This is a genomic window from Microbacterium sp. PM5, assembly GCF_003293595.1.
Taxonomy (GTDB): domain Bacteria; phylum Actinomycetota; class Actinomycetes; order Actinomycetales; family Microbacteriaceae; genus Microbacterium.
The window spans coordinates 2,729,028-2,741,787 of the sequence record NZ_CP022162.1 but is presented as its reverse complement, the minus strand read 5'-3'; the positions used below and the strand labels follow the sequence as shown (position 1 = coordinate 2,741,787).

Sequence of the window (12,760 nt, the reverse complement as noted above, 5' to 3'; positions counted from 1 at the left end):
ACTCAGGCCCGCGAGAGCCCTCGGATGGGGCTGACCGTCTGCTCGGCCTCATGGTCGGGTCCGAGCGGGATGCCGCTGCGGTCGCGCAGCAGCAGCGTGGCGATCAGTCCCAGCAGGGTCATGCCGGCGAGGTACCAGGTGACGCCCGTCGTGGAACCCGTCGCCTGCACGATCGCCTGCGCGATCGTCGGAGCGAAGGCCCCGCCGAGGATCGCACCGATCGCGTACGAGATGGAGACGCCCGAGAAGCGGATGGACGCGGGGAACAGCTCGGCGTAGAGGGCGGCTTGAGGACCGTACGTGAAACCGAGCCCGACCGTGAGGACCACCAGGCCCAGCGTCAGCAGGACGATCGAGCCGGTGTTGACGAGCGGAAAGAGCAGGAAGACGCCGGCCAGCTGGGCCAGCCAGCCGATGATGTAGGTCGTGCGCCGTCCGATGCGATCCGAGATCCAACCGGAGAGGAAGGTGAACACCAGCCAGGTGATCGCGGACAGGGTGACCGCGCCCAGCACATCGGCGGTCGCGAGTCCGATCGGTCCCTTCGGGTCGGTGGCGTAGCGCTGGATGTACCCCCCGGTGGTCATGTATCCCACGGCGTTGTTGCCGGCGAACACGAGAGCCGCGATCACCACGAGCAGGGTGTGCTTGCGGAACAGCGCGACGATCGGCATCCGCGTTTCCTCCTTGCGCTCGGCGAGCTCCGCGAACACCGGGCTCTCCTCCACTCGGCGGCGGATGTAGTAGCCGATGACGATCAGCACGAACGAGAGCAGGAACGGCACGCGCCAGCCCCACTGCAGGAAGGCCTCCCCGGGAGCGATCGTGGCCATCAGCGCGAGCATGCCCGACGCGAGGAGCAGACCCAAGGGAACGCCCATCTGAGGGGATGCGCCGAAGATGCCTCGGCGCGTCTTGGGAGCGTGCTCGACCGCCATCAGCACCGCACCGCCCCACTCTCCGCCGGCCGAGATGCCCTGCAGGATGCGCAGCAGCACGAGCAGGATCGGCGCCGCCATGCCGATCGCGGCATACGTCGGCAGCAGACCGACCAGCGTCGTCGCCACGCCCATCAGGATCAGGGTCACCATGAGGACGAGTCGGCGCCCGTACTTGTCTCCGAAGTGACCCGCGAGGAAAGCGCCGAACGGTCGGAACAGGAAGCTGATGCCCACCGTGATGAACGACAGCACCTGAGCGAACCCCTCTCCGGCGGGAGCGAAGAAGAGGCTTCCGAAGACCAGGCCGGCCGCAGATGCGTAGATGAAGAAGTCGTACCACTCGACCGTCGTGCCGACGATCGTGGCGAAGACGACGCGGCGGCGGTCGGTGGACGTCGCGATCGTCCCGGTCGGGGTGAACCCGACGGGGTGGTTCGTGGAAGCGCTCATGGGGTGACTCCAGTGTCGGTGTGACGTCTCTGTCGGACGGCGAAGCAGTGCTTGCCGCGGTGACGACGATCATATACGATTTCGGATACGACGCAAGGGAGCATCCATGACAGACACCGACAGCCGGTTCGCCGTCCTCGGCGCGCGCCCGGGCAAGATCGTCGCCGTCCACCTCGCCTACGCCTCTCGCGCCGACCAGCGCGGCCGCCGCCCGGCATCCCCGTCGTACTTCTTCAAGCCCTCCAGCTCGCTGGCCGCCTCGGGCGCGTCGGTCGAGCGTCCCGCCGGCACCGAGCTGCTCGCGTTCGAAGGCGAGATCGCACTCATCATCGGCACGCCCGCCCGATGGACGACGGTCGAGACCGCCTGGTCGCACGTGGCCGCGATCACCGCGGCGAACGATTTCGGCCTCTACGACCTGCGCGCGAACGACAAGGGCTCGAACGTCCGCTCGAAGGGCGGCGACGGCTACACGCCGATCGGCCCGGCACTGATCGACGCGGTCGGCATCGATCCGGCGAATCTGCGCCTGCGCACCTGGGTCAACGGCGAGCTCGCGCAGGACGACACCACCGACGGGCTCCTCTTCCCGCTCGCCCAGATCGTCGCCGACCTCTCCCAGCACTTCACCCTCGAGACCGGCGACGTCATCCTCACCGGCACGCCCGCGGGCTCGTCGGTGGTCGTTCCCGGCGACGTCGTCGAGGTACAGGTGGATGCCGGTTCGCTCTCGAGCGGACGGCTGCGCACCACCGTGGTGCAGGGCGAGCGCACCCTCGACGGTGCGATCGGCTCGCTCCCCGCCGTCGACGACCGCCAGCGCGCCGAGGCGTGGGGCTCCCCCGAGGCCGCAGGAATCCCCCCGGCTCTCACGCCCGCGCTGCGCGAGAAACTCTCCCGCGTTCCCGTCGCCGCACTCAGCGGACAGCTGCGCAAGCGCGGGCTCAACGACGTCACGATCGACGGCGTGCACCCCCTCACCGCGGGCAGCCGCTTCGTCGGCACCGCCCGGACCCTGCGCTTCCTCCCCCACCGCGAAGACCTCTTCGCCGCACGCGGCGGCGGCTACAACGCCCAGAAGCGCGCGTTCGACGCGGTCGCAGAGGGTGAGGTCCTGGTCATCGAGGCCCGCGGCGAAACCGGATCGGGGACACTGGGCGACATCCTGGCGATCCGCGCCCACGCGCGCGGCGCCGCCGCCATCGTCACCGACGGGGGCGTGCGCGATGCCGACGCCGTCGCGGCCGTCGGCATCCCGGTCTTCACCGCCGGTGCCCACCCCGCCGTCCTCGGTCGTCGCCACATCCCTTGGGAGACCGACGTCGCGATCGGCTGCGGCGGCACGACCGTCGAGCCGGGAGACATCCTCGTCGGAGACGGTGACGGCGTCGTCGTGCTGCCGCCCGCCCTCGCCGAGGAGGTTGCGACCGCTGCCCTCGCCCAGGAGGAGGAGGATGCGTGGATCGCCCGACAGGTGGCATCCGGTCACCCCGTCGACGGCCTGTTCCCGATGAACGCCGCGTGGCGTGCCCGCTATGAGAGCGAGAGGAACGGCTGATGACACCCCTGACACCCGCGACGGCTCAGAGCAAGTCGCAGCAGGCCTATCACTGGATCAAACAGCGCATCGCGTCGCAGGAGTTCACCCCCGGCTACCGCCTCGTGCTCGGCACGATCGCGGGCGAGCTCGAGATGAGCGTGGTGCCGGTACGCGAAGCGATCCGTCAGCTCGAAGCCGAGGGTCTCGTGATGTTCGAGCGCAACGTCGGCGCGCGGGTATCGATGGTGGACGACACGGCCTACCGCTTCAGCATGCAGTCGCTCAGCATCCTCGAAGGGGCGGCGACGGCCCTCTCGGCGCGCGCGCTCAGCGTCGAAGACGTGCGCCGTGCACGTCGGGTCAACGAGATGATGGTCGAGACACTCGAGCACTTCGACCCCCGCGCCTTCACCGCGCTGAACCAGGAGTTCCACGCGATCCTGTTCGAGAAGTGCGCCAACCCGCGCATGCTCGAGCTGGTGCAGGCCGAGTGGGCGCGACTCGGGCATCTGCGCGACTCGACGTTCAGCTTCGTCCCCGGTCGCGCCGCCGAATCGGTGCGCGAGCACGAGAACATCCTCGTACTCATCGAGACCGGTGCCCCGCTCGCCGAGATCGAGAAGGCATCGCGCCGCCACCGCTCGGCGACCCTCGACGCCTACATGATCCACGAGCACCCCGACGAAGCGCTCGGCCTCCCCGCCTTCTGACTCGTCGCCTTGCGGCATCCGCCCCCTCCCACGAAGGAGCTCCCATGACCATTGCACCCACCACCGCCCGCCGCGTTCCGGCGGATCTGCCCGAGCACATCCAGCACTACATCGGTGGCCGCTTCGTCGACTCGGCCGACGGCGACACGTTCGACGTGCTCGATCCCGTGACCAACCAGACCTACCTGAAGGCCGCCGCGGGAAAGAAGGCCGATATCGACCTCGCGGTCGCCGCCGCACGAACGGCGTTCACCGAAGGTCCCTGGCCGCGCATGCAGGCCCGCGAGCGCTCGCGCGTGCTGCACCGCATCGCCGACATCGTCGAATCACGCGACGCGCGCCTCGCCGAGTGGGAGAGCTTCGATTCGGGCCTGCCGATCACCCAGGCGCTCGGCCAGGCGCGTCGCGCGGCGGAGAACTTCCGCTTCTTCGCCGACCTGATCGTCGCGCAGACCGACGACGCCTTCAAGGTGCCCGGCCGTCAGCTCAACTACGTGAACCGCAAGCCCATCGGCGTCGCCGGCCTCATCACGCCCTGGAACACGCCGTTCATGCTCGAGTCGTGGAAGCTGGGACCTGCGCTGGCCACCGGCAACACCGTGGTGCTCAAGCCTGCGGAGTTCACGCCCCTGTCAGCGTCCCTCTGGGCGGGAATCTTCGAGGAGGCGGGCCTTCCCGAGGGGGTGTTCAACCTCGTCAACGGTCTCGGCGAGGATGCCGGCGACGCACTCGTGAAGCACCCGGATGTGCCGCTGATCTCCTTCACCGGCGAGAGCAGCACCGGCCAGCTCATCTTCGCGAACGCCGCGCCGTTCCTGAAAGGGCTCTCGATGGAGCTAGGCGGCAAGAGTCCCGCCGTCGTGTTCGCCGACGCCGACCTCGACGCGGCGATCGACGCGACCATCTTCGGCGTGTTCTCGCTCAACGGCGAGCGCTGCACCGCGGGCAGCCGCATCCTCGTGCAGCGCGAGATCTACGACGAGTTCGTCGAACGGTACGCGGCGCAGGCCGACCGCGTGAAGGTCGGCTACCCCGATGACCCCGCGACCGAGGTCGGCGCCCTCGTGCACCCGGAGCACTTCGCGAAGGTGATGTCGTACGTCGAGCTCGGCAAGAGCGAGGGACGGCTCGTGGCCGGCGGCGGCCGCCCCGAGGACTTCGCCGAAGGCAACTTCGTGCGCCCCACCGTGTTCGCCGACGTCGCCCCCGACGCGCGCATCTTCCAGGAGGAGATCTTCGGCCCCGTCGTCGCGATCACCCCGTTCGACACCGACGAGGAGGCCCTGGCCCTCGCCAACGACACCACGTACGGTCTGGCCGCCTACGTCTGGACCAGCGATCTGAAGCGCGCGCACAACTTCGCCCAGAGCGTCGAGGCCGGCATGGTGTGGCTGAACTCCAACAACGTCCGCGACCTGCGCACACCCTTCGGCGGCGTCAAGGCGTCGGGCCTCGGCCACGAGGGCGGCTACCGCTCCATCGATTTCTACACCGACCAGCAGGCCGTGCACATCACGCTCGGCCCCGCCCACAACCCCACCTTCGGCAAGGGAGCCTGAGATGACAGACCGCAGCCAGATGATCCGAACCTCCTCGGGATTCTTCGTCTCGCAGGAGGCGCCGATCCACGCGGACAATCCCATCCCGACGCCCTCTGTCGCCGCCCCCGACATCCTGCGCTGCGCGTACATGGAGCTCGTGGTGACCGACCTCGCGGCATCCCGCGAGTTCTACGTGGACATCCTCGGGCTGCACGTCACCGAGGAGGACGACGAGACTATCTATCTCCGTTCGACCGAGGAGTTCATCCACCACAACCTCGTCCTGCGTTCGGGCCCGATCGCCGCCGTCGCCGCCTTCTCGTACCGCGTGCGGTCGGCGGAGGATCTCGACAAGGCGGTGGCCTTCTATTCGGAGCTCGGATGCCGCGTCGAGCGCCGACCCGACGGGTTCACGAAGGGCATCGGCGACTCGGTGCGGGTGGAGGATCCGCTGGGCTTCCCGTACGAGTTCTTCTTCGAGACCCAGCACGTGGAGCGCCTGTCGTGGCGCTACGACCTCTACTCCCCCGGCGAGCTCGTGCGCCTCGACCACTTCAACCAGATCACGCCCGACGTGCCGCGCGCGGTCGGTTTCATGCAGTCCCTCGGCTTCCGCGTCACCGAGGACATCCAGGACGAGGCGGGCATCGTCTACGCCGCCTGGATGCGCCGCAAGCCCACGGTGCACGACACCGCCATGACCGGCGGAGACGGACCCCGCATGCATCACGTGTGCTTCGCGACGCACGAGAAGCACAACATTCTGGCCATCTGCGACAAGCTCGGAGCCCTGCGCCGCTCGGATTCCATCGAGCGCGGCCCCGGTCGGCACGGCGTCTCCAACGCGTTCTACCTGTACCTGCGCGACCCCGACGGTCACCGCGTCGAGATCTACACGCAGGACTACTACACCGGCGATCCCGACAACCCGGTGGTCACCTGGGACGTGCACGACAACCAGCGACGCGACTGGTGGGGAAACCCCGTCGTCCCGTCCTGGTACACCGACGGATCCGTGGTTCTCGATCTGGACGGCAATCCGCAGCCCGTGCGCGCCCGTACCGACGCGAGCGAGATGGCGGTCACGATCGGCGCGGACGGCTTCAGCTACACCCGCGCCCCCGAAGAGGTGGGCGCCGGGGAGTTCAAGCTCGGCAACCAGCTCTGACCACCCNCCCCCCGGCATCCACTCCCCCCCCCCCCCCGCACCCTCCTGCGTCCCGCCCGCCGTGTCCCACTTTCGGCTGTCACAGCACCCCGCAGCCGACAGGAAGTGGGACACACACCGGCGGAAGTGGGACACGGACCGCGAACCAGAAGCTGAGAGGAGCAGACACATGCTCAGCGACGCACAGATCGACGCCATCGCGGCGGAACTCGCCGAGGCAGACCGCACCCACAGCGTGATCCCGCGCATCACCGCGCGGTATCCGGATGCCGGGGTGGAGGACTCCTACGCGATCCAGGGCCGCTGGCGCGACACGCAGATCGCCGCGGGGCGCACCCTCGTGGGGCGCAAGATCGGTCTCACCTCGAAGGCGATGCAGCAGGCGACGGGCATCAGTGAGCCGGACTACGGGGTCATGTTCGACGACACCGTCTACCGCTCGGGCGCGGAGATCCCCGTGGATCACTTCTCGAACGTGCGCATCGAGGTCGAACTGGCCTTCGTGCTGAAAACACCGCTGGAGGGTCCCGACTGCACGCGGGAGGACGCCCTCGCCGCGATCGACTATGCCGTCGCCGCCCTCGAGGTGCTGAACTCGCACATCGAGCTGGAGGGGCGGACCATCGTCGACACCATCAGCGACAACGCGGCCTACGGCGCCATGGTGCTGGGCGACGTGCACATGAGCCCCGAAGAGATCGATCTGCGCTGGGTGCCGGGCGTGCTCAGCCGCAACGGAGAGATCGAGGAGACAGGCGTCGCCGCCGGCGTGCTGGGCCACCCCGCGACCGGCGTCGCGTGGCTCGCCAACAAGTTCCACCAGCACGGCGCGCGCCTGGAGGCGGGCGAGATCATCCTGGCAGGATCGTTCACACGGCCCGTGTGGGTGCAGCGCGGCGACACGGTGCGCTGCGACTTCGGACAGATGGGGGTGATCGAGTGTCGTTTCGTCTGAGGGCGACCCTTCGCGACCGGCTGGGGGCGGCATCGCGCCCCCTCGTCGGCGGCTGGGTCTGCACCGGCTCACCGCTGGTCGCGGAGATCATGGCGGGATCGGGGCTCGACTGGCTTCTGGTCGACATGGAACACGGCCCCAACACGCTCGACACGGTTCTCGCTCAGCTGCAGGCGATCGACGGGTCCGGCGCGACCCCGGTCGTGCGCGTGCCGATCGGCGATGCCGTCACGATCAAACAGGTGCTCGACCTCGGCGCGCAGAATATCCTCGTGCCCATGGTCTCCACCGCCGACGAGGCGCGCGCCGTCGTCGCCGCCACGCGCTATCCCCCGCGCGGTCGGCGCGGCGTGGGCTCGGCGTTGGCGCGCTCGGCTCGATGGAACCGGGTCGAGGACTACCTGGCGAACGCCGACGCCTCCGTGTCGGTCTTCGTGCAGATCGAGAACGCCGAGGGCGTCGATGCGGCGGCCGAGATCGCCGCCGTCGAGGGCATCGACGGCGTGTTCGTCGGTCCGAGCGACCTCGCCGCCTCGCTCGGACTTCTGGGGCAGCAGACGCACCCCGACGTGGTCGACGCGGTGCGACGCACCTTCGCCGCCGTGCGCGCGGCGGGTCTTCCCGTCGGGGTGAACGCGTTCGACCCGCAGCTCGCGCAGACCTACCTCGACGACGGGGCCGCCTTCCTTCTGGTGGGCGCCGACGTGGCGCTGCTGGCCCGCGGGTCGGAGGCCCTCGCGGCGCGATGGGTGACGGAGCACGACGACACCGCGCGCGACTCCTACTGACACGGGGCGCCGCGCGTCGAAACGCGTCGAGCTGCTGTCAACCCCCGCGCGGCCGGCGCGGCGCCATGCCACCCTGTGAGCATGCAGAGGATCGTCACCGCCCGCATCGAGCTCGACGTCACCGACCCCGCCGACCTCGTGTTCGCCGTGGCCGCATCCCGGGCGTATGCCCCGGCATCCGAGTCCCTCGACGTGCGCGTCGACGGCTCACCCGTGCCGGTGCGAGAACTCGCCGACGCACACGGAGGTCGCCTCCACCGGGTGGAGGCTCCGATCGGCCGCCTGCGACTGGACTACGCGGTGACCATCGACGGCGCGGCCACGCCGCTGGATGCGGACGAGGCGGAACTGCTCGTCTACGGCCGCCCCAGCCGCTACGCGGAGTCCGACGCACTCGCGCCGACGGCCGCGGCCGAGTTCGGCGGCATCACCGATTCGAGCGACCTGCTGACGGGCGTGTCGTCGTGGGTGGGCACCGAGCTGTCGTACGTCAGCGGCTCGAGCCTGCCGACCGACGGCGCCGTCCGCACGCTCCTGGCCCGCCGCGGCGTCTGCCGCGATTACGCCCACCTGTGCGTCGCCCTTCTGCGCGCGGGCGGGGTACCCGCACGACTGGTCGCGGTGTACGCGCCGGGACTCGACCCCATGGACTTCCACGCCGTCGCCGAAGCATGGGTCGACGGCGCCTGGCGCGTCGTCGACGCCACCACCCTGGCACCCCGCGACACGCTCGTTCGCATCGCGACGGGCCGGGATGCCGCGGATACCGCCTTCCTCAACATCCTTCGCGGACGTGCCGACCTCGTAGACCTGCAGGTGACCGCGACCGCCGACACCCTTCCCGACGACGACCTGGATCGGCTGATCAGCATCTCCTGACCGCGCGAGTCAACCAGTTGACACCAGTGATGTCAACTGGTTGACTCTGGCTATGGCCGCCCGTCTCACCGTCACCCTCCACGAGCTCGTCGGCGGACTGGATCTGTTCGCGGACGCCTGGTTGCGCGACAGACACGGCGTGACCTTCAACCTGTTCGAGATCCTGGCGACCCTCTCCGAGCGGGCGCCGATCGACATCACCGGGCTCGCACGCTGCCTGCGCGTGACGAAGGCCGCGGTCAGCAAGCGCGTCCCGGCCCTGGTCGCCGACGGGTGGCTGCGCACCACCGCGGGCGAGGGGCGCCGCATCCTTCTGGAGCTGACCCCGAAGGGCGTCGAGCTGGTGCGCGTGGCCGGCGGCGAGCTCGATGCCGAGTTCGCCCAGATGCTCGCCGATCCGCGCCTGGATCCGGTCTCCTCCGGCACCGGCATCACCCCCGCCGCGCTCAACGCCCATCTGTCGGCGCTCACCGACATCGTCCTCGCGAAAGGTCGCACGCCATGAACCGCCGCCTGCTCGTCATCGTCGGCACTCCCCTGCCCGATACCCTCACCCACGCGCTCGCGGAGAGCTACGTGTCGAGTGCCCGCGCCGCCGGCGCCGAGGTGCGCCTGATCGATCTCGCCCACGACCCCATTCCCGACCATCCCCGCACGCGCGACCAGCTGCGCGCGCCGCGCGTCGGCCGCACCGACGATCTGCCGCTCGATCCGGACGTCGCCCGGTACCTGGACGACCTGTTCTGGGCCGATCACATTGCGATCTTCCATCCGCAGTGGTGGGGCACCGTACCGGCAGCTCTGAAGGCGTTCATCGACCGTGTCTTCCTCTCGAACGCGACGTTCCGCTATCGCGAACGCTCTGCCCTGTCCGACCGTCTCCTCGCCGGTCGCACGGCACGCATCGTCATGACGATGGACTCTCCTCGGTTCTGGAACCGCCTCGTCTACCGCGGCGCCGCCGAAGCATCGCTCTCCCGGGCGACTCTCGGCTACTGCGGCGTGCGCACGGTGGGCATCGCACGCTTCACGCCCGTGCGCTTCAGCGATGACACTGCCCGCCGCGGCTGGATCGAGCGCGTGGCGCGGCACGGCAACACCGACGCCGCATCACCCCGCCGCGCGCGGCGCCCCTCGACCGACGACACCTCTCGCCCAGCTCGGGCGGCGCGGGTGAAGACCCTGTAACAAAGCGTCGCCCGGCGAGGCCCGGCACCGCGCCAGCGGGGAAGATGGATGTCGCGGCATCCGCGCACACGATTCGGCGCGCCGCTCATCCCACCCGGAGGTCTCCATGCCGCGCCCCATCCTGCGCACCGCCCTTGCCGCCACCGCGGCCGCTCTCGCCCTCGTCCTCGCCGGCTGCGCCGGAGGGACGTCGACTCCGGCGGGTGGGGCGTCCGACTCCGCCGGCACGGATGTCGGCTACATCACCCCCGGAAAGCTCACGTTCGCCACGGGCGAGACGGCGTACGAGCCGTACGTCTACGGCGACGACCCGGCATCCGGGAAGGGCTTCGAAGCAGCGGTCGCGTACGCCGTTGCCGATCAGCTCGGCTTCGCCAAGGACGATGTCGTCTGGGTGCGGACGTCGTTCGAGTCGGCGATCGCGCCCGGACCGAAGAACTTCGACATCAACATCCAGCAGTACACGATCACCGACGAGCGCAAGCAGGCCGTCGACTTCTCGACGCCCTACTACGAAGCGAGCCAGTCGGTCGTCGCGATCAAGGGCGGAAAGGCCCAGGGCATCACCGACATCGCGGGGCTCAAGGGGCTCGCGATCGGAGCGATGACCGGCTCGACGAGCGCCGCCACGCTCGAGAAGGCGATCGCCCCGACCACCGCGCCGTCGCTCTACAACTCCAACGAAGACGCCGTCGCCGCGCTCAAGGCCGGCCAGATCGACGCGATCGTGCTCGACACGCCCACCGCGTACGTCGCGGTCAACGCCCCCTACATCGACAACTCGTTCGTGGTCGGCGAACTGCCCGCCGCCGGCGTCCCCGACCAGTGGGGACTGCTGCTGGCGAAGGACTCGCCGCTGACGGCGAAGGTGAGCGCTGCCGTCGACGCACTGCGCCAGAACGGCACCCTCGACGAGCTGAAGAAGCAGTGGCTGTCGGTGCTGACCGAGGGCGTGCCGCAGCTGAAGTGACCCGCTCGGGTAACGTCGGTCCGTGACCATTCACTCCCCCAGCGCACTCGAGCTCGAGCGTCGCGCGTTCCGCCGCGGGCGGCAGCGGCGCTCGGTGCTCGTCGCGATCGCCTCGAGCCTCGTGTTCGCCGCGATCGTCTGGGCAAGCGTCATCAACACGCCCGGATGGGCGAGCGTGCAGCAGGCGTTCTTCGACCCGCAGATCGCGCTGCAGTCACTGCCGAAGATCTGGGACGGCTTCCTCATCAATCTGCAGGTGCTGGGCCTCTCGCTCGTCACCGTGTCGGCCGTTGCCCTTCTGATCGCGGTGCTGCGCACCGCGCGCGGGCCGGTGCTGTTTCCGCTGCGCGTCCTCGCGGCGGCCTACACCGATCTCTTCCGCGGTCTGCCGTTCATCATCGTGCTCTACCTGATCGGCTTCGGCGTGCCGACGATCATGAACACGCGGATCCCCGTCGTGATGCTCGGCGTCGTGGCGGTCACGCTCACCTATTCCTCGTACGTGGCCGAGGTGCTGCGCGCGGGCATCGAGGCGGTGCACCCGTCGCAGCGGCTGGCGGCCCGCGCCCTGGGCCTCGGCTACGTGCAGACCCTCCGGCGGGTCGTGCTGCCGCAGGCTGTCCGCAAGGTGACGCCGCCCCTCATGAACGACTTCATCTCGATGCAGAAGGACGTGGGACTCATCTCGATCCTCGGCGCGATCGACGCCATCGCCGCCGCCCGCTCGTCGGCGTCGTTGAGCTACAACTTCACGCCGTACGTCGTCGCCGGCATCCTGTTCATCCTGCTGGCCATCCCGACGATCCGCCTGACCGACTGGTACACCGCTCGACTGCGCGAGCGCGAGCAGCAGGGGTCGATCCTGTGAGCGGGCACGCCGCGGCATCCGGCACTTCCGTCCTGCGCGCCGACGAGCTCTGGAAGTCGTTCGGCGAGCGCGACGTCCTGCGCGGCGTCTCCGTCTCGTTGGCCGCGCACGAGGTGGTGGCCCTCATCGGCTCGTCCGGGTCGGGCAAGTCGACACTGCTGCGCTGCCTGGGACTTCTGGAACCCATCGACGACGGGCGCATCTGGCTCGGCGACCTCGACATCTCCGACCCCCGCGTCGACGGCAACCGCGTGCGCGCACGCCTGGGGGCCGTCTTCCAGAGCTACAACCTGTTCCCCCACCTGTCGGTGCTCGACAACGTCACGCTCGCCTCGCGCGTCGTGCATCGGATGCCGCGGGCACAGGCCGAAGAGCGCGCGCACGATCTGCTCGCACGCGTGGGCCTCGCGGAGTTCGCGGCGGCACACCCCGACCGTCTCTCCGGCGGCCAGCAGCAGCGGGCGGCGATCGTGCGGGCGATCGCGACCGATCCCGAAGTGCTGCTTCTGGACGAGATCACCTCCGCGCTCGACCCCGAGCTCGTGGGCGAGGTGCTGGAACTCGTGCGCGCTCTGGCCGCGGAGGGAACGACGATCCTGATGGCGACGCACGAGATGGCCTTCGCCCGTGACGTGGCCGACCGGGTCGTCTTCCTCGACGACGGCGTCATCGTCGAGGAAGGCGCCGCGGCATCCGTGTTCGCCGCGCCGCAGCACCCGCGGACGCAGGCGTTCCTGTCACGCTTCTCCGGCTGACGGTCGG

13 protein-coding genes are annotated in these 12,760 nt (G+C 69.6%); 12 read left to right on the top strand and 1 reads right to left on the bottom strand.

Translation table 11 applies throughout. The features are described 5' to 3' along the window. Positions 1-2 precede the first annotated feature (2 nt). Positions 3-1,391, bottom strand: coding sequence for an MFS transporter (locus tag CEP17_RS12990; protein ID WP_112932534.1), 1,389 nt, complete (start codon positions 1,389-1,391; stop codon positions 3-5). Between the two features lie 106 nt (positions 1,392-1,497). Here CEP17_RS12990 and CEP17_RS12985 point away from each other — a divergent pair, with 106 nt between their 5' ends. The 12 genes from CEP17_RS12985 to CEP17_RS12930 all read left to right on the top strand — a co-directional run bounded on the left by CEP17_RS12985 (position 1,498) and on the right by CEP17_RS12930 (position 12,753). Next, a complete protein-coding gene (locus CEP17_RS12985) occupies positions 1,498-2,949 on the top strand; it encodes a fumarylacetoacetate hydrolase family protein (protein ID WP_112932533.1) in 1,452 nt (483 codons plus the stop codon). After that, entirely contained in the window at positions 2,949-3,641 is a 693-nt protein-coding gene (locus tag CEP17_RS12980; RefSeq protein ID WP_036316832.1) for a GntR family transcriptional regulator, read from the top strand. The genes CEP17_RS12985 and CEP17_RS12980 overlap by 1 nt, the downstream gene beginning before the upstream one ends. A 44-nt stretch (positions 3,642-3,685) precedes the next feature. Next, on the top strand, positions 3,686-5,200 hold the full coding sequence (gene hpaE / locus CEP17_RS12975; RefSeq protein WP_112932532.1) for a 5-carboxymethyl-2-hydroxymuconate semialdehyde dehydrogenase: 1,515 nt from the start codon (positions 3,686-3,688) through the stop codon (positions 5,198-5,200). 1 nt (position 5,201) lies between these two features. After that, complete coding sequence (gene hpaD, locus CEP17_RS12970; protein WP_112932531.1) at positions 5,202-6,350, top strand: 3,4-dihydroxyphenylacetate 2,3-dioxygenase; 1,149 nt, start codon at positions 5,202-5,204, stop codon at positions 6,348-6,350. A 169-nt stretch (positions 6,351-6,519) separates the two neighbouring features. Further along, positions 6,520-7,305, top strand: coding sequence for a fumarylacetoacetate hydrolase family protein (locus tag CEP17_RS12965; protein ID WP_036316840.1), 786 nt, complete (start codon positions 6,520-6,522; stop codon positions 7,303-7,305). Continuing rightward, a complete protein-coding gene (locus tag CEP17_RS12960) occupies positions 7,290-8,093 on the top strand; it encodes an HpcH/HpaI aldolase/citrate lyase family protein (RefSeq protein WP_112932530.1) in 804 nt (267 codons plus the stop codon). The genes CEP17_RS12965 and CEP17_RS12960 overlap by 16 nt, the downstream gene beginning before the upstream one ends. 81 nt (positions 8,094-8,174) lie before the next feature. Next, on the top strand, positions 8,175-8,972 hold the full coding sequence (locus CEP17_RS12955; protein ID WP_112932529.1) for a transglutaminase family protein: 798 nt from the start codon (positions 8,175-8,177) through the stop codon (positions 8,970-8,972). Between the two features lie 52 nt (positions 8,973-9,024). Continuing rightward, positions 9,025-9,477 (top strand): MarR family transcriptional regulator, encoded by a 453-nt coding sequence (locus CEP17_RS12950; protein ID WP_112932528.1) that lies wholly within the window; start codon positions 9,025-9,027, stop codon positions 9,475-9,477. After that, positions 9,474-10,160, top strand: coding sequence for an NAD(P)H-dependent oxidoreductase (locus tag CEP17_RS12945; RefSeq protein WP_039414116.1), 687 nt, complete (start codon positions 9,474-9,476; stop codon positions 10,158-10,160). Before CEP17_RS12950 ends, CEP17_RS12945 begins: the two co-directional genes overlap by 4 nt. A 106-nt stretch (positions 10,161-10,266) precedes the next feature. Then, a complete protein-coding gene (locus CEP17_RS12940) occupies positions 10,267-11,130 on the top strand; it encodes a transporter substrate-binding domain-containing protein (protein WP_112932527.1) in 864 nt (287 codons plus the stop codon). Positions 11,131-11,152: 22 nt separating this feature from the next. Further along, entirely contained in the window at positions 11,153-11,998 is an 846-nt protein-coding gene (locus CEP17_RS12935; RefSeq protein WP_112932526.1) for an amino acid ABC transporter permease, read from the top strand. Then, a complete protein-coding gene (locus CEP17_RS12930) occupies positions 11,995-12,753 on the top strand; it encodes an amino acid ABC transporter ATP-binding protein (protein ID WP_112932525.1) in 759 nt (252 codons plus the stop codon). Before CEP17_RS12935 ends, CEP17_RS12930 begins: the two co-directional genes overlap by 4 nt. Positions 12,754-12,760: the final 7 nt, after the last annotated feature.